The organism is Frigoribacterium sp. VKM Ac-2530 (assembly GCF_015350835.1).
Taxonomy (GTDB): Bacteria; Actinomycetota; Actinomycetes; order Actinomycetales; family Microbacteriaceae; genus Frigoribacterium.
On sequence record NZ_JADKSE010000002.1, the window covers coordinates 503433 to 520032 of the forward strand.

16 protein-coding genes and 1 tRNA gene are annotated in these 16600 nt (G+C 73.5%); 7 read left to right on the forward strand and 10 right to left on the reverse strand.

The genetic code is table 11. The features are described 5' to 3' along the window. Position 1: 1 nt before the first annotated feature. From ITJ48_RS16225 to galU, 6 genes are all read right to left on the reverse strand, one after another. A complete protein-coding gene (locus ITJ48_RS16225) occupies positions 2–1570 on the reverse strand; it encodes a methyltransferase (RefSeq protein ID WP_370544892.1) in 1569 nt (522 codons plus the stop codon). 113 nt (positions 1571–1683) lie between these two features. Beyond that, positions 1684–2529, reverse strand: a complete 846-nt coding sequence (locus ITJ48_RS16230) for a DUF4190 domain-containing protein (protein ID WP_228506871.1) — start codon at positions 2527–2529, stop codon at positions 1684–1686. Between the two features lie 119 nt (positions 2530–2648). Then, positions 2649–2724, reverse strand: a tRNA-Ala gene (locus ITJ48_RS11220). 75 nt (positions 2725–2799) lie between these two features. Beyond that, positions 2800–3837 (reverse strand): DUF3040 domain-containing protein, encoded by a 1038-nt coding sequence (locus ITJ48_RS11225; protein ID WP_194613737.1) that lies wholly within the window; start codon positions 3835–3837, stop codon positions 2800–2802. Positions 3838–3948: 111 nt separating this feature from the next. Then, the gene (locus ITJ48_RS11230; protein WP_194613738.1) at positions 3949–4596 is read right to left on the reverse strand and encodes a GNAT family N-acetyltransferase; all 648 of its coding nucleotides are present in this window, start codon (positions 4594–4596) and stop codon (positions 3949–3951) included. An 11-nt stretch (positions 4597–4607) separates the two neighbouring features. After that, positions 4608–5501, reverse strand: a complete 894-nt coding sequence (gene galU / locus ITJ48_RS11235) for a UTP--glucose-1-phosphate uridylyltransferase GalU (protein ID WP_133738421.1) — start codon at positions 5499–5501, stop codon at positions 4608–4610. Positions 5502–5567: 66 nt separating this feature from the next. On the opposite strand from galU, the gene ITJ48_RS11240 reads away from it, so the two are divergent. The 3 genes from ITJ48_RS11240 to mscL all read left to right on the forward strand — a co-directional run bounded on the left by ITJ48_RS11240 (position 5568) and on the right by mscL (position 7155). Beyond that, positions 5568–6146, forward strand: coding sequence for a 5-formyltetrahydrofolate cyclo-ligase (locus tag ITJ48_RS11240; protein ID WP_194613739.1), 579 nt, complete (start codon positions 5568–5570; stop codon positions 6144–6146). 57 nt (positions 6147–6203) lie between these two features. After that, positions 6204–6566 carry an FmdB family zinc ribbon protein gene (locus tag ITJ48_RS11245; RefSeq protein WP_194613740.1) on the forward strand — a complete coding sequence of 121 codons (363 nt, stop codon included), beginning with the start codon at positions 6204–6206 and terminating at the stop codon, positions 6564–6566. 79 nt (positions 6567–6645) lie between these two features. Further along, positions 6646–7155: a large conductance mechanosensitive channel protein MscL gene (gene mscL / locus ITJ48_RS11250; protein WP_194613741.1), complete on the forward strand. Its 510-nt coding sequence runs from the start codon at positions 6646–6648 to the stop codon at positions 7153–7155. Between the two features lie 84 nt (positions 7156–7239). Here mscL and ITJ48_RS11255 read toward each other — a convergent pair whose 3' ends face one another. Further along, positions 7240–7482: a hypothetical protein gene (locus tag ITJ48_RS11255; RefSeq protein ID WP_194613742.1), complete on the reverse strand. Its 243-nt coding sequence runs from the start codon at positions 7480–7482 to the stop codon at positions 7240–7242. Between the two features lie 5 nt (positions 7483–7487). Further along, on the reverse strand, positions 7488–11204 hold the full coding sequence (locus ITJ48_RS11260; RefSeq protein ID WP_370544893.1) for an AAA family ATPase: 3717 nt from the start codon (positions 11202–11204) through the stop codon (positions 7488–7490). A gap of 477 nt (positions 11205–11681) precedes the next feature. Here ITJ48_RS11260 and ITJ48_RS11265 point away from each other — a divergent pair, with 477 nt between their 5' ends. Both ITJ48_RS11265 and ITJ48_RS11270 read left to right on the forward strand, forming a co-directional pair. After that, complete coding sequence (locus ITJ48_RS11265) at positions 11682–12128, forward strand: hypothetical protein (protein ID WP_194613744.1); 447 nt, start codon at positions 11682–11684, stop codon at positions 12126–12128. 214 nt (positions 12129–12342) lie between these two features. Then, a complete protein-coding gene (locus ITJ48_RS11270; protein WP_194613745.1) occupies positions 12343–12549 on the forward strand; it encodes a DUF1508 domain-containing protein in 207 nt (68 codons plus the stop codon). A 36-nt stretch (positions 12550–12585) separates the two neighbouring features. On the opposite strand, the gene ITJ48_RS11275 is transcribed toward ITJ48_RS11270, so the two are convergent. Next, positions 12586–13464: a sulfurtransferase gene (locus ITJ48_RS11275; RefSeq protein ID WP_194613746.1), complete on the reverse strand. Its 879-nt coding sequence runs from the start codon at positions 13462–13464 to the stop codon at positions 12586–12588. A 35-nt stretch (positions 13465–13499) separates the two neighbouring features. Between ITJ48_RS11275 and ITJ48_RS11280 the strand changes: the two genes are divergently transcribed. Both ITJ48_RS11280 and ITJ48_RS11285 read left to right on the forward strand, forming a co-directional pair. Further along, positions 13500–14153, forward strand: coding sequence for a DUF4166 domain-containing protein (locus ITJ48_RS11280; protein WP_194613747.1), 654 nt, complete (start codon positions 13500–13502; stop codon positions 14151–14153). Further along, on the forward strand, positions 14150–15115 hold the full coding sequence (locus ITJ48_RS11285; protein WP_194613748.1) for a DUF1731 domain-containing protein: 966 nt from the start codon (positions 14150–14152) through the stop codon (positions 15113–15115). Before ITJ48_RS11280 ends, ITJ48_RS11285 begins: the two co-directional genes overlap by 4 nt. 170 nt (positions 15116–15285) lie before the next feature. Here the strand turns inward: ITJ48_RS11285 and ITJ48_RS11290 are convergent, their stop codons facing one another. Then, entirely contained in the window at positions 15286–16593 is a 1308-nt protein-coding gene (locus ITJ48_RS11290) for a DUF418 domain-containing protein (protein ID WP_370544894.1), read from the reverse strand. Positions 16594–16600: the final 7 nt, after the last annotated feature.

Sequence of the window (16600 nt, forward strand, 5' to 3'; positions counted from 1 at the left end):
ATCAGGCGCGGAGCATCCCCGTCGTCACGAGCTCGCGCACCCGGGGCAGCAGCTCGGCCGTGAGTGCGACCTCGTCGGCCTCGAGCAGGTGGGCGAGCGCGCCCACGATCGCGCCGACGCTGAGCTCGCCGTCGCAGGCGCCCACCAGCGCCGAGAGGGCCGTGCCCGACTCGACCGACCGGGCGAAGCCGCCTCCCTGCCTGAGGGTGATGACGGTGGGGTCGTCGTTGCCGGGCCAGTAGTGCCTCTCCTCCGTGACGTCGCCGGCGACCGTGAGGCGAGCGCCCAGCAGCGCGTCGTCGTCGAGCGAGCGGAGCAGGTCCACGGCGTCGAGAGTCGCCCCGAGGTGCCGACCGAGGCCGACGTCGTTCGAGCCGAGGCCCCCGAGGAGGCGCTCCGTGCGGACCACGGGCTCGGTCGCCGCGTCGAGCGGCCGCCTCAGGGTCACGTAGCCGAAGCCGACCTCGACGACGCCCCGCTGCTCGAAGTCGCCGAGCCAGGCCTCGTAGAGCCGCTCGAAGTCGGCGTCGCCCGCACGGGTGCCCCCGTCGCGGATCCAGGTCTCGGCGTAGGCCGCAGGGTCCTGCAGCTCGCGCTCGACCACCCACACGTCGAGCGGGACGCCGCCCCGGGCGACCCAGTCGGCCACCGAATAGGCCCCGCGCTTGCCCGCCGCCGCGTCCGCCCCTCCCGTCTCCCAGTTGCCGAGCAGCTGCGCGACGCCTCCGGGCGTCAGGTGGGCGCCGACCTGCGACGCGACCGACGCGACGAGGTCGTCGCCGACCATGCCGCCGTCGCGGTACTCGTACTCGGGCACGCCCTCGACCCGGGGAGTGATCACGAAGGGCGGGTTGGAGACGACGTGGTCGAACAGCTCGCCCTCGACGGGCTCGAACAGGCTGCCGAGCCGGAACTCGATGCCGTCGACGAGGTTGAGGGCGGCGTTGAAGGCCGCGAAGTCGAGGGCGCGCTGCGAGATGTCGGTGGCGACGACCCGGCGAGCGTGCCGGGCGACGTGGAGGGCCTGGATGCCGCAGCCCGTGCCGAGGTCGAGCGCGCTGTCGACTGTGCGCGGGATCATCAGCCCGGCCAGCGTCGCGGACGCCCCGCCGATCCCCAGCACGTGGTCCTCGCGGAGCGCGCCTCCGAGGGCGAGCTCGCCGAGATCGGAGGCGATCCACCAGCTGGCCTCGCCCGACGCGTCGACGAACGCGTACGGCCGCAGGTCGACCAGCGCGCGCACCTCGCCGCCGGAGGCCTCGATCAGGCCGAGCGCGGCGGCGCCTGCCGCCCCCAGGGTCGGGAGCGCCGCCTCGACGTCGGCGAGCGGCTGCGGCCAGCCCAGGATGAACAACGACGCCAGCGTCGCCGCCGGACGGAGCGACGGCACGCGGGAGGCGCTCCTCACGAGCGCACGCCGGGCCGCGACGCGCTCCCCCCGGAACAGCGCCGCACCGGCGCTGGCGCCCCAGGCGTCGGGCCCCGTCAGCCGGTCGACCGTGAAGTCGGAGGACGCGAGGTCGGCCCGGAGGCGCGCGAGCAGGTCGGGGTCACGGGAGTCGAGGGGCACACGTCCATCTTCGCCGACGCGCGGTCGACCTGCGCGCGCCCTCGGCACCTCCGGGAACAGGAGTGCCGCCCGCCCCGGAGGGCGAGCGGCACGGGTGCTGCGGTGGGCTGTCGTCAGCTCTGGTAGACGATCGAGTCGTACTCGAACGGGCCGGGGCTGAGCTCCAGGATCAGCTGCGCGGGGTCGGCGACCGAGAAGGCGCTGCGCCACGTGACCGACTGGCCGGCGGGGACGGCGGTGCTGGGCTGGTTGAGCGACTGGTCGGAGTCGTAGACGCTCGACGCCTCGACGCCGGCGGAGGCGACGGACGGGTACGCCAGCGTCGGGTCGAAGTTCGCGTCCGTGCCGTTGGTGATCGTGATCGTGAAGACGACATTCGCGGCCTGGTCGGCACCGGCGGCGTACTCGCCGGGGGTGAAGGTCTCGGGCGCGGAGACGGTGACGGCGAGGCCGTCGTCGTAGGTGACCGTCTCGCCGAACGCGACGTTCTCGGTGGTCGTCTCGGCGGCATCGTCCTCGGCCTCGGCGGCGGGCGACTGCGAGACGGACGTCGACTCGAGGGACTCGTTGATCTGGTCGATCGCCGAGGCGGCAGCGATGAACGTGACGATCGTGACGATGACCGAGATCACGAGGGCGAGGGCCGACACGGCCGTGCCGATGATCGCCAGGAGGCGCGAGCCGCGCTTCTTGACGAGGGCGACGACGCCGAGGACGAGCCCGACGAGCGCCAAGATCCCGCCGAGGAAGATCCAGGACAGGACCAGGCCGACGCCGCCGAGCACGACGGAGGCGATCGCGAGGCCGTTGCCCCCGGTGTTCTGGGGTGCGGTGGGGGGCGGGCCGTAGGCAGGAGCCTGGTAGGGGTAGCCCGCCGCAGGCGCACCGGCACCCGGAGCGGAGTGGTCGGGCTGGTAGTTCGGCTGCTGCGGATCGGAGGGAGGCTGCGGAATGCTCATTTCTAAGAGTATGCCGTGAATTCGAGGCGCTCATGGACCCCCGTTGGGGGCGACCCCTGACACGACGAAGGCCCTCCCGCCGGGAGGGCCTTCGTGACGCCGAGGTGGTGATGCACTTCTGGTGGAGCTAAGGGGATTCGAACCCCTGACCTTCTCATTGCGAACGAGACGCGCTACCAACTGCGCCATAGCCCCAGACCTGCTCCGCAACGATAGCACCCGAGGAGGCGCCGGTCCGAATCGACGCGACGCCCGCCTCCTCGAGGCGGCTCAGACCGCGCGGCGCCGCTCGAGCGCCTCGTCGAGGCGGAAGCTCGGCTCGCCGAGGTCGTCGACGATGCCCATGCGCGCGAAGCGGCTGGGAGCGGCGGGAGGCGGCGGCGGGGAGGCAGCTGCCGGCTGCGCGGCGGGTGCCCTCGGCGTCGCGGGCGCCGGCGCCGCCCGGGGTGCGGAGAGGGCCGCCTCGGCCCGAGCGGCCTCGCGCAGCGCCTGGTGCTGTGCCCGCTGGGACTCCCTCAGCGCCTGGACGGAGCGTTCCGACTGACGTCGCAGGTCGTCCGCGGGCGACTCCGGGGCGGGAGCCGACGCCGCCGCCGTGGCTGCGGGCCGGGAGGCGGGGCGCTGCCGTCCGCGTCGCAGGTACAGGGGCGTCGGCACGGGGACCGGGGTCCACTCCCGCGACTCCACCTCGACCTCTGCCTCGGGGTCGGCGAGCGACGACGAGAAGTCCCTGAGCGGCTGGCCGACACGGGGAGCGGACGCGACCTGACGCCGGGCCCGCGCCCGTGACACCGCGGCGAGCTGGGCGAGCATGGCGACCGCCCCGGCCCCGAATGCGAGCCCCGCGATCGAGGCGACCCAGAACGAGGTCGCGATGCCCGCGACGATCGCGACCGCGCCGAGCACGAGCACGACGGTCGAGACGAGACGCGAACGACGGAGGCGGCGGGCAGCCAGGGCGGGATCGTGGTCGGCGGCGCGGAGGACGGGCGCGGCGGCCGCGAGCTCGCGGGTGACGGCGCGCTGACGTGCCGCCTCGTGGGCCCGGCGGAGGGCCTCCCGCTTCGTCTCCTCGCGGGCGAGGATGCGCTGCGCGTCGGCGACGGACCGGGCGTTGGCCTCGATCCGCACCTCCTCGGGCAGCTCGGCCGTCTGGGCGAGGATGCGGAGCGTCTGCTGCAGGCGGACGGCGTTGCGCTCGGTGGCGAGGTACTCGCGGCGGCGCTGCCAGGTGGGCACGAGGTAGACGAGCCAGAGCACGGCGACGAGCGCCAGCACGAGGCCCCCGCCCCACGACCCGATGTCCATGCTGACGAGGGTATGAGCGGCGGCGGGGCGCGGCGGCCATGTCACGGGGTGTGTCTCGCCCAGTTCTGGGCGGATCCGGACCCGATCTGCGCTGAGCCGCCGTGGATCGACCTAGAGCGGCAGCTGCCGCTCGGCCTCGACGAGCGCCTCGGGGGGCACGCTGCCCTGCCCGGCCGGGACCGTGCCCGACCGCCACCGGTGCAGGACGCCCTCGGGCACCTCCTCGGCCACCAGCGCGAAGCAGAAGTGGTCGCGCCACATGCCGTTGATGTGGATGTAGCGGCGCCGGAGCCCCTCGTAGCGGAAGCCGAGCTTCTCGACGACGCGGAGGCTCGGGCCGTTCTCGGGACGGATGCAGATCTCCATGCGGTGCAGGCCGAGGGCACGGAAGCAGTGGTCGGTGGCCAGCGCGACCGCGATCGGGGTCGCGTCGTTGCCGGCTGCCGACTGCGTGACCCAGTAGCCGATCGTCGCCGAGCCGAGCGAGCCGTAGGTGATGCCGCTGACGTTGAGCTGGCCGACGAAGCGGCCGTCGAGCTCGATGGCGAACGGCAGGCCGAGGCCGGCGCGGGCGTTGACCTGGAGGGAGCGGATGCTGCCGCGGACGTCGTGGCTCGTGAACCCGTTCGGGTTCGTGGCCTCCCACTGCCGGAGCCACGAGCGGTTCTCGGCCAGCGCCTGGTCGAGGTCGCGGGTGTCACGCAGGCGGAGGGGCCGGATGACGACCCGCCCCTCCGCCAGCGTGGGGATGCTGCTCACGTGGTGGTCGCCTACTCCAGCCCTGCCGTGAACTCCTTGAGCCACGGGCGGAGCTCGTCGCCGAGGTCCTCCCGGTCGCTCGCGAGCTGCACGATGGCCTTGATGTAGTCGAGCTTGTCGCCCGTGTCGTACCGACGGCCGCGGAAGACGACGCCGTACACGCCGCCGGTCCACTCCTCTGCGCCGGCCATCTTCATGAGCGCGTCGGTCAGCTGGATCTCGCCGCCCTTGCCCGGCTCCTGCTTCTCGAGGACGTCGAAGACCTCGGGACGGATGACGTAGCGGCCGATGATGGCCAGGTTCGAGGGCGACTCGCCCTGTGCGGGCTTCTCGACAAGGCCGGTGACCTTGACGACGTCGTCCTCGTCGGTCTCCTCGACCGTGGCGATGCCGTAGAGGTGGGTCTGCGAGGGGTCGACCTCGAGCAGGGCGATCACGGTGGCGTTCTTCTGCCCCTGCACCTCGACCATGCGCGTCAGCAGCGGGTCGCGGGCGTCGATGATGTCGTCGCCGAGCAGGACGGCGAACGGCTCGCGGCCCACGTGCATCTTGGCGCGGAGCACCGCGTGGCCGAGGCCCAGCGGGTCGCCCTGGCGGACGTAGTGCATGTCGGCCAGGTCGGTCGACTGGTTGACCTTGGCGAGCTTGTCGTGGTCGCCCTTCTTCTTCAGGGTCTCCTCGAGCTCCGACACGTGGTCGAAGTGGTTCTCGAGGGCGTTCTTGTTGCGCCCGGTGATCATGAGGACGTCGGTGAGGCCCGCGTTCACGGCCTCCTCGACGACGTACTGGATCGCCGGCTTGTCGACGACGGGGAGCATCTCCTTCGGCATTGCTTTGGTCGCGGGGAGGAATCGGGTACCCAGGCCGGCGGCGGGGATGACTGCTTTGCTGATCGTGAAGCCCATGCCGCTCAGCGTATCCACCCGCGGCGTTCCGCGGGGGGCACATTTCGTGCCCGTACCATCGGGGACATGACGGACGAGGTCGGCAACGCCAAGCGCGCACTCCGGGCGGAGCTGCGACAGCGGCGCCGCAACCAGGGCGACCACGCTCGTGACCAGGCGACCGTGGGCCTGACGAGGCACCTGGTCGACCTCGCGTCGGGGCTCTCCGTGCGGTCGGTGTCGGCCTACCTCTCCACCGCGGACGAGCCGAACACCCGGCCGTTCCTCAACTGGGCCTACGAGAACGACGTCCGCGTCCTGTTCCCCATCTCCCGTCCCGACGGGCTGCTCGACTGGGCCGTCGGCGACGGCGAGACCGAGACGCTCGGGCTGTTCGACCTGCCCGAGCCGGTCGGCGAGGTGCTCAGCCCGATGGCGATCAACGACGTCGACCTCATCATCGTGCCGGCCGCCTCCATCGACCACACGGGGATGCGGATGGGCTGGGGCCGCGGCTACTTCGACAAGACCCTCGGATCGATGGAGAAGCGACCGCCGGTCTATGCTGTGGTGTTCGATTCCGAGTACGTGGAGCAGGTGCCGCGCGAGCGTCACGACCAGCCCGTCGACGGCGTCGTCACCCCCAGCGGCATCCACGAGTTCTGAGCTCGGACCTGAGTCCTCTCTCGTGGGCCGCCTCCTCGACCCCCAGCTAGGACGCCCGTGCCCACCTACTCGTACCGCTGCACCGAGTGCGGCAACGCCTTCGACGTCGTCCAGTCGTTCACCGACGACTCGCTGACGGTCTGCCCCGTCTGCCAGGGCGTGCTCCGCAAGGTCTTCAGCCCGGTGGGCGTCACCTTCAACGGGTCGGGCTTCTACCGCACCGACTCCCGGAGCGGCAGCGGCTCGTCGTCGGGGTCGGCCGGTACGTCGTCGTCGTCATCCGACAAGAAGTCGTCGGGCGCGAAGGAGAAGAGCGCAGGAGGCGGCGCGTCGTCCTCCGGGTCGGGCACGTCCTCGAGCGGGTCGTCGGGCTCGTCCTCGGGCGGCTCCTCCTCGGGAGGCTCGGCCACCTCTTCCTGACGCTCGTCCGCGGCGATCCCCGAGGAGTGGTTGAGTTGTCGGCGACGACGACCACCCCTCGACCCGAAGGAGCGCACCTGTGAAGGGCTTCAAAGAATTCGTCCTGCGCGGCAACGTGATCGACCTGGCTGTCGCCGTGGTCATCGGAGCCGCGTTCACCGCCATCGTCACCTCGCTCGTGACCAACATCTTCAACCCGCTGATCGGTGCGGCGTTCAACGCGTCGATGCTCGACGAGGCGCTCGTCGTGAGCATCCCCACGGTGAGCGGCGGGGCCGACGCCGAGCTGAAGTTCGGCGCCGTGATCGGCGCGCTGATCAACTTCGTCATCATCGCGGCCGTGGTCTACTTCTGCCTCGTGCTCCCGGTGAACGGCCTCCTGAAGCGCACCTTCGCGAAGCAGTCGGACGAGACCGTCCCGCCGGCGGACGTGCCGCCGACCGACGTCGAGCTGCTCAGCGAGATCCGCGACCTGCTGCGGGCGCAGTCGGGCGTCGACTCCGGCGTCGCCGGTCACGGCAGCCACGCCGCCGACCCGACCCCGAGCGGCAGCGTCAACCTCGGGAACGGACCGCTCGGCAGCCGCTGAGCTCCCTGCTCCGCACACCTCGACGGCCCGCCCCTCCCTCACCGGGAGCGGCGGGCCGTCGTCGTGTGCGGTGACCCCGCGGGGTCAGCCCCAGTGGGGCGGCACGTCGTCGCGGAGCTGACGGTCGTTCTCCCCCGACGCGTGCCGAGGAGGCTCGGGTGCAGGAGCGGGATCGCTGCCGGGCACCGGGTCGGTCGAGACCCGCCGGCCGCCCCGCCGACGGACCACGAGCGGGGCGGGCCCGGCCGTCTCGACGACCGCGGGGTCGAGGACCGGCCGCCGGGCGCCTCCCTCGGGCACCTCGTCGAGCACGTGCGGAGCCGTCATCGCGGTCAGAGCCGGTTGACGTGCTGGCGGGCCGACAGAGTCGGGACCTCCTGCGTGCGCGTCCCGTCGATCCCCAGCACCTCGGCGACCCGTGCGGCCACGGAGTCGGGATCGGTGAACAGCTGGAACGCGTGCACCCGGACGTAGTGCCAGCCGAGGCGGCGCAGCGTCTCGGGCCGGGCCCGCAGCGACTCGCGGAGGCTCGTGCGCGACAGCGTCGTGTCCGTCTCGATGGTCACGCAGACGCCGTCGTGGGCGGCGACCAGCCCAAGCTTGCCGCGGTGCCCGAGGGCGACGGGGATGCCCTTCGCCTCGAGGCGCCGTGCCAGGTCGACGAGCATCGGGTCGGAGTCGTCCGGCACGTGCTCGGCGCTGGTGCGCGCCTGGACCTCGGTGAGGATCTCGGACAGGGCGACGGTGCCGTGGCCCATGCGTCCGCCGTCGATGTCGTCGGGCTGGAAGCAGGTGACGATGATCATCGAGCGACGGGCCCGCGTCATGGCGACGGCGAGCAGGCGCTCCCCGCCGGGCTGGCCGAGCGGCCCGAAGTCGCTGAGGACGCGGCCGTGCGGGGTGCGCCCGTAGCCGATCGAGAAGATGACGTGGTCGCGGCTCTGCGCGACGCTCTGCTCGAGCGTCGCGACCATGAACGGCTCGCCCCGGTCGCCGACGACGAACTCCGTCAGGTCCTTGTGGCCGGACACCGCCGTGAGCACGGCCTGCTGCACGCGCACGGCGTGCTTCGCGCTCGCGGTGATGACCATGAGCGACTCGGCCGGCCGGGTGCGCGCGTGCTCGACGACGAGCGAGACGACGCGGTCGACCTCGGCGTCGACGCTCTCGACGGCGCCGGACTCGGGGTCGGGCACGGCCGTGCCGCCGGAGACGTAGTCGAGGGCGATGCTGCCGTGCCCGAGGAAGCTGCCGGCCCACGGCAGCGACTCGATTCGCCCGCCGTAGAAGCGGCGGTTGACCAGCTCGGCCAGGTCCTCTCCGCCGGCGCGGTAGCTGCGGGTCAGCGAGAGGGTGGGCAGCAGCGTCGAGAGACGAGCCAGTGCGCTGTCGGCGTGCAGGGCGTCGAGCTCGGCCTCGTCGTGGCGCGGCGGCTGCTTGCCCGGCGTCACGGCGATGTCGAACTCCGACGGGGTCTGGGTGACCGGGTCGCCGAACGCCACGGTCTGCTTGCCCCGGCGGATCGCCCCGACGTTCTCGGCGATGGTCGTCGCGCCGGCGTCGACGAGCACGACCGTGTCGAACGGCACCGTGTCGGCGATGGTGTGCACCTCGTAGGGCGAGGCCAGCCAGACGGGGGCGATGGCGCGCGAGAGGTGCGGCGCGGCGTCGTGCAGCAGACGGGCGGTGAGGTGCGGCTGGCGCAGCAGGGCCTTCAGCGCCGACGCCTCCTCCGGCCAGTCGACGAGACCGATCTTCCAGTTCTCGGCCAGCTGCCAGCCGAGCAGCTGGGCGCTGCCGGCCGCGTGCGCCTCGTCGACGAGCCGGAAGTCGGCCTCGAGCCGGTCGAGCATGGCGGTGTTGGCGCCGAGCAGGGCACGGTCGGCCTCGAGCAGGGACTCGAGGGCCGAGCGCCACCAGGCGAGCTCGAGCTCGGCGGCGACCTGCTGCTCGGGGACGTGGCGGTTCGCGAGGTCGGTGATGAGCGGCGCCAACTCGAGGTCGCGCAGGGTCGTCATGAGCTCGGTGCGCTCCTGCAGGTTCTGCAGCACGTCGCTCTCGGCCGCGAGGTCGCGCAGCTTCGGGCCCAGCTCGGCGACGCCGATCTCGGTGAGGCTGTCGTCGCCCCGCAGGCCGAGGGGCGCGTCGAGGCGCTCCAGGTCCTGGCTGACCTGCTGGTGCAGCACGTGGGCGTCGGCGATGCCCGTGGGCACCTCGGGGGGAGTGCCCGCGACGACGTAGCGCTGCCAGGCGATCCGCTGCTGCTGGATGCGCTGCAGGGCGCTGTGCAGGTCGGCGATGTGCACGCCGGGCCGCACGTACTCCTTCGCGAGCTTCTTGAGACGGCGACGGTTGGCGCTCGACATGTCGGGCGCCTCGCGCTTCGGCGCGGTCGCCGCGACGAGCTCGGCGACGGAGCGGTCGAACACCACGGGCTGGAACTTGTCGAGCGTGTCGCGGATCTCGATGAGGAGGCGCAGGTAGACGCCCAGCTCGGCCACCGACTCGAAGGGGCGCATCCGGGTGCTGCCGATCACCTCCTGTGCTCGCTCGAGCAGGCGGGGCAGGTCGCGGTGGTGCAGGTTCTTGGCGAGCTGGTGGGCGTCGCCGGCCCCGAAGGAGTCGGTGAAGCGGGCGCCGTACCAGGGCGAGTCGCCCGGGCCGTACCGGAACTCGCCGAGGTTGGCGGCGTTGACCATCGTCTCCGCGACGCGGCGACGACCGTCGACCATCGCCTCGACGCTGCGCCGGCTGAGGCGTGCGGTGGTCGCGGGGGGCGCGGGCAGCAGGGCGAGCCGCGACAGCTCGGTGAGGCAGTCGAGCACCGAGACGCGGAGCCCGTCGTCGCGCCGGCTCAGGGCGCCGCGGTAGTCGACGAGCACCTTGCGGAGGCGCACGAGCGCGTCGTCGACCTCGCCCATCTGCGGGTGGGTGGCCTTCTCGTCGCGGCTGATGGCGCGGATGACGTCACGCCGCAGCGTGGTCGGCGACACGGCCACGCCGGGCAGACCGATGTCGGCGAGGCGGGCGGTGATGCCCCGCAGGGAGGCGCGGCGAGCGCTGACGACGAGCACCCGCTTGTTCTGCGACACGAGTCGGCCGATCGCGTTGACGATGGTCTGCGTGCCGCCGGTGCCCGGCAGCGTCTTGACCACGACCGAGGCGCCGGCCGCGATCTGCGCGACGACGTTCTCCTGTTCGGGGTCGGCGTCGAGCAGCAGGGTGTCCGTCTCGGGGCTGCGCTCGTCCTGGGGCGTCGCGGTGGTCGGGCGGTACCCCTCCTGCACCTGGCGGATGGCCATGGCGTTGCCGCCGAGCGCGTCGAGCACGGGGTGGCCGAGCTCGCGGGCGTCGAGGGCCATCTCGGTCGAGACCTCGGCGAAGGTCGACACCACGAGCCGCGGCTGCACGGTGAACCAGTCGAGGTGCGCCGTGAGGCCGCGGAGGCGGTCGATCACGGGGTTGGGCGTGAACGCGCCCTCGCGGCCGGCGAGCGCGACGAACGCGTCGGCGTCGAGCGAGATGTCGAACTGGTCGTGCAGCGCGTCGGAGAGCGCGGGGTTGAGGAACGGCTCGCCGAGCAGCTTGACCTCGAAGTCGCGGCCGTGCCGGCGGATGGCGAGCGGGCGGAGCAGGACGGGCGCGCGGTGGTCACGGCCGGCGAACGACCAGGCGGCGACGCCGATGGCGAGGTGGACGGCGTCGATGCCGCGCACCGTGCTCAGCTCGAGGCCCTTCGCCGCGATCTCGCCGGCGGCGACGCGGGCCGTCCGGAGCGCGAGGTCGTCACGGATGAGGCTCGACAGCAGGGTCGTCTTGCCGGTGATGAACTGGGCGAGGCCGCCGGGGTGGGTGGTGCTGAGCTCGATGCGGGCCCGTTGCTCGTCGCCGAAGTGCAGCAGGGTGGAGGTGCCGCCGACGACGCCCAGCTGGTCGCGCCACCCGGTGCGGGACGGCTCGGCCACGTTGCCGACCGCGAGGCCGGGGTCGCCGAGGCTCACCGTGCCGGGGGACGCTGCTCCCCCGGGCGCGCCCGTCGGGACGGCCACGGAACTGGTCCCGTCGTCGTCGTCGTCATGCTGTCTGTCGGCGCGCCACACACGGCCACCTTAAGCCGTCGTCACCGTGATCCGCCTCAGGACGGGCGGGTCGGCGGCGACTGGGCGACCGCCTCCTGCGCGCCGGGTCGCCGTCGCGGTCGACACGGTCGACGCGCGACACGTGTGGTCATGTCATCGGACGTGGTGCGCCGTGTGGTGCGCCGCATCGTGCGCCGCGCGGTGCGCATCATGATGACACGTCCTCATATGTGCCGCGCCGTCCGGGTCGGCTCATGTGTACGGCGCGGCAGGCCCCGCGTGGTCACAGAACGAGCGAGACCGGGCTCGTCAACACATATTTCTATCTATATCTCCTCATGTGAGGTGAGAGTGCAGTACCGTCGGCGTCAACGGTCCTGTGGTGACGACGGATGCGCCGTCACCACGTGGCCGCTCCCCCGCCCTCCTCACGACCGGAGACACGACATGCCCTTCGAGCAGAAGTACACCGACGAGACGCGCGAGCAGTCGCTCGCCCGCGTCCTGGAGCGCCGCGAGGCGGAGCCCGGCAACCGCGCCATCATCCGCGAGACCGCCGAGCAGTTCGAGGTCGGCGAGCAGTCGCTCCGTGGCTGGATCCGCGCCTGGGAGAAGGCGAACGCCCCCGCGGCGTCCGTCATCGCCGAGGAGGCGGCCGACACCGCCGAGGACGGCTCGGCCGTGCGCACCGACGGTGACGCGCAGGAGGAGCCGGCCGCCGCGCCCGCGCCCCGGCGCGGTCGTCCGCCCGGCAGCGGCGCCAGCGCCAAGGGCGGCGACGGCGCCGACCAGGCGTCCGCCGATCGCGTCGCGGAGCTCGAGGCCGAGGTCGCCAAGCTCCGTCGCGACCGCGACACGCTCAAGGCCGCCATCGGCGTGCTCGTCGGCGACTGACCGACCCCGGCAGAGCCGGGTGACGAGGCCGCGGCGAGCGCGGCGGCAGCGGGGGGCTGCTGCCGCGCTCGTCGCGGCCTCGTGCATGTGACCGCGTGTCGCGCATCGCGCGGCGTCGTGTCGCGGCTCCCGTGACACGGACGAAACACGCGCTGCCTATGCTGACGCGACGCGGAGCGCGCAGATGCCGCTCCCCGGATGCGAGGAGGACGCCATGGCCGGCAAGTTCATCGTCACGGAGGGCGAGTCGGGCGAGTACCGCTTCGTGCTCACCGCCGCGAACGGCGAGGTCATCGCGACCTCGGAGGGGTACCGGCAGAAGGGTTCTGCGCTCAACGGCATCGACTCCGTGCGCCGGGCCGCCGTCGACGCGATCGTCGACGACCGCACCCTGGAGCCCTCGCCGACGCACGCCGACTGACCCGCGCCTCCTGCCCCGAGCCGGCGACGTCCAGGATCAGCCGGGCTCGGCCCCGGTCGCGACAGGGCGGTCGGGGTCGGAGGACCATGCGCTCCACGAGCCCGGGAACAGCACGGGGTCGTAGCCGGCGACCGTCAGCGCGACGGCGGCGTGCGCGGCGGTGACGCCCGAGCCGCAGTAGACCGCGACGGGCTCGCCCGGCCGGACGCCCGCCTCCTCGTACCTCGCGCGCAGGGCGTCCGCGTCGAGGAACAGCCCCGAGGCGTCGAGGTTGCCCGCGGTCGGGACGCTCACGGCGCCCGGCACGTGACCGGCCCGCGGGTCGACGGGCTCGACCTCGCCGCGGTAGCGCTCCGCGGCGCGGCTGTCGACGAGCGTGCCGTGCGTCGGGAACGCGGCGGCCCCGTCCGCGTCGACGGTCGGCAGCCGGCCCGAGCCGAGCACGACGTCGCCGGGCTCCGGTCGCACGTCCCCGGTCTCGACCGGCAGGCCGGCCGCCGTCCAGGCTGCGAGCCCGCCGTCGAGCAGGCGCACGTCGGCGAGGCCGGCCGCCCGCAGCAGCCACCACGCCCGCGCTGCGGACTGACCGCCCAAGTCGTCGTAGACCACGACCGGCTCGCCCTCGCGCAGCCCCCAGCCCTGGGCGGACTGCTCCAGCTCGTCCGGAGTGGGCACCGGGTGCCGGCCGTCCGTCGCCGCCAGGCCATGCGCGGCGAGCTCGGATCCGAGGTCGACGTAGACGGCTCCCGGCAGGTGGCCCTCGCGGTGCGCCGGCCGGCCGTCGGGACGGTCCAGCCGCCAGCGCACGTCGAGGAGGCGCGGCGGCCGATCGCCCCGGAGCGACCGCTCCAGCTCGGCGACGGAGACGAGGGGGTGCGGCGCGGAGGCGCCAGCGGCGGTGTCGGCGGTGTCCATGCCGCGAGGGTAGCCGCCGGGCCTAGGCTCGGGTCGTGCCCGACGCCCCCGCCCCGCAGTCTCCGTGGGAGGCCGCCGCGGGCGAGGCGCTCTCGGGGCTGCACCCGCGCCTCCTGCCGTACTTCCGGGCGATCCCGGCCGGCTCCGTCGGACGTGGCCAGGGCGTCTTCGCCCGGGCGGGCACGCCGAGGCGCTGGCTCTGGCCCGTGCTGTGGGTGCTCGGCCGCCAGGGCGTGCTCTTCGCCGCCTGGCAGCACGACGTGCCCTTCACCGTGACCAACCGCCCCGGCGTCGACGCCTCGGGTGCTCCCGTGGTCCGGGCGGTCCGCACGTTCCGCTTCGCGTCGGGCGACCGCCGCATGGTCGACGCCGTCGCCGCCACGTCGACGGGGCTCGTCGACCATCTGGGACACCGGAGGCGCTGGTCGGCCGACCTCGTCGCGCACGCCCGCGACGGGGCCCTGTCGATGACGTCGGGCACGATGCGCCTGCGCGTCGGACGGCGTTCCGTCGCGGTGCCCGCCGCCGTGTCGCCCCGGGTGTCGCTGCGCGAGGAGTTCGACGAGGCCGTCGGCCGACAACGGGTCTCGGTGACCCTCGACGCGCCGCTCGTCGGCCGGATCTACGAGTACACGGGCCACTTCGACTACTCGGTCGAGCCCGACGACACAGGGGGAACAGCATCGTGACCGACCACATCGTCATCGCCGGCGCGTCCGGCTTCATCGGCCAGCACCTCGCCGCCGCCTGGCGCGCCCGCGGCGCCCGCGTCAGCGAGATCGGCCGCTCGGGCCCCGACGCGCGCTGGGGCGACACCGCCGCGATCACCCGCCTGCTCGACGGCGCCGACCTGCTCGTCAACCTCGCGGGCAAGAGCGTGAACTGCCGCTACGGCCCGGCGAACCGGGCCGAGATCATGCGGTCGCGGGTCGAGACGACCCGGGAGCTGAGGGAGGCGGTGCTCGCCTGCGCCGCGCCTCCTCGGCTCTGGCTGAACTCGTCGACCGCGACGATCTACCGGCACGCCGAGGACCGCCCGATGACGGAGTCGACGGGCGAGCTCGGGCGGGGCTTCTCGGTCGACGTCGCGACGAGCTGGGAGCGCGAGTTCTTCTCGGGCGAGCTGCCGGGGACCCGCCGTGTCGCCCTGCGGATGGCGATCGTCCTCGGCGACGGCAGCGCGCTCGTGCCGCTGATGAACCTCGCCCGGGCCGGGCTCGGCGGACCGCAGCTCGACGGGCCGTGGCCGGCGACGAAGGCGCGGCTCGCGGCCGGCACCCACCACCGCCAGGGCGCCGGAGGCGGTCGGCAGAAGTTCAGCTGGATCCACGTCGACGACGTGCTCGGCTCGATCGACTGGCTGCGCGAGCACGACGACGTCGACGGGGTCGTGAACCTGTCGTCGCCGAACCCGAGCGACGACCGGACGATGATGGGGATCGTCCGCCGTGCGGTGGGCATGCCGATCGGGCTCCCCGCGACGCGCTGGATGCTCGAGCTCGGCACCGCCGTGCTGCGCACCGAGACCGAGCTCGTGCTCAAGAGCCGCTGGGTCGTGCCCGAGCGGCTGGTCGAGGGCGGCTACGAGTTCGTGCACCCGCACCTCGACGAGACCGTCAAGCAGATCGTCGCGGAGCGCCGCCGCCGCTGAGGCCTGGCGGGGGCGGCGCCGGCCGAGCCGGGCCGTGCTGTGCCCGGCCGAACACGGTCTCCGAAGGGGAAAAGGGACGCCGTAGGCGCGGGTCCACGCCTGCGCCGTCCCTTTTCACCTGCATCGCGGCTCGCTGTCTGCCGCGCGCCCCGCCGCCGGCCCGCCGGCCGCTAAGCGGCCCGCGACGCGGCCGGTCGGCCGTAGGTGAGGCGACGCAGCGCCCACTCGGCGGGCCCCTGACGGCCGGCCCGGTCGAGCAGCACCGCGACGACGACCGTGACGAGCCAGACACCGACGGCGATCAGCCCGATCGCCAGCGTGCCCGCGCCGACCCCGAGGCCGAGCGCCCACGGCTCGAGCAGCAGCACGAAGAGGACCGACTGCAGCAGGTAGCAGGTGAGCGAGCGCCGGCCGACGGCGACGAGCGCCCGCACCGGCGCCGAGGTGGGGGTGAGCACGGAGGCGGTGCGCGCCTCCCGCGTGCCGACCCACCAGCCGACGAGGCCGAGCAGGGCGAGCGCGCCGGCCACGCCGGTGGCACCGTGCAGCACGCCGAGCAGGTACAGCACGACGGAGCCCGGCTGCCAGGCCCCGACCGTCGCGAGCACCAGCGGGAGGGCGCCGAGCACGCTGACGGGGAACCCGACGACCGTGAGGCGGCGCAGCAGCGGGAGGTGCTCGGCGGGGCGCTCGAGGACGCGCCGTCGTCCGAGCAGCGTGCCCAGCACGGCGATGGGCAGGAGCATGCCGATCGCGAGGGGCGCGGTGAAGACCAGGCCCACCAGCGCGAAGAGCCGCCAGAGCGCGTCGCCCAGGACGGTGCCGACCTCGACCGGCAGGGCGTCGATCTCCCCGGGGCCGCCTCCCGCGAGACCGTCCTGACCGGCCACGGCGAGGAACACCACGAGCGTCGACCAGCCCACGATGCGGAACGCCCGGTCGCTCGTCGCGAACATGGCCGCGAGGACGAGCCCGAGCAGTCCGTAGCTGAGCAGGACGTCGCCCTCGAAGAGGAACACGATGTGCAGCGCCCCGAACACGACCAGCCAGAGGCTGCGCCGGAGGAGGAGCCGCCTCGCCCTGTCGCGCGGCACGCCGCGCGCGGCCTGGCGCTGCAGGATCACGGTGAAGCCGTAGGCGAAGAGCAGGGTGAAGAGGGGGAACGAGCGGTTGTCGACGAGGGTGCCGACGAGCACGTCGGCCACGTGGTCGCCGGTGCTGCCGTCGACCGGACGGGCCAGGGGGCCCGTGACGCGGTCGGTCACGTAGTAGACGCTGTTCGCGAGCGCGATGCCCAGCAGGGCGATGCCGCGGAGGAGGTCAGGGGCGACGAACCGGCCGGCTGTCGCGACGGGGCCGCTGTACGCGATCGGCGTCCCGGTGGTGGAAGCGGCCAGCGGGACCGACGGGGCCGACGGCAGGCCCGTCGCAGGAGGCGCGGGGACGGCGGCGAGGACTGGATCCGGTGTCGAGGTCACGCCTCCA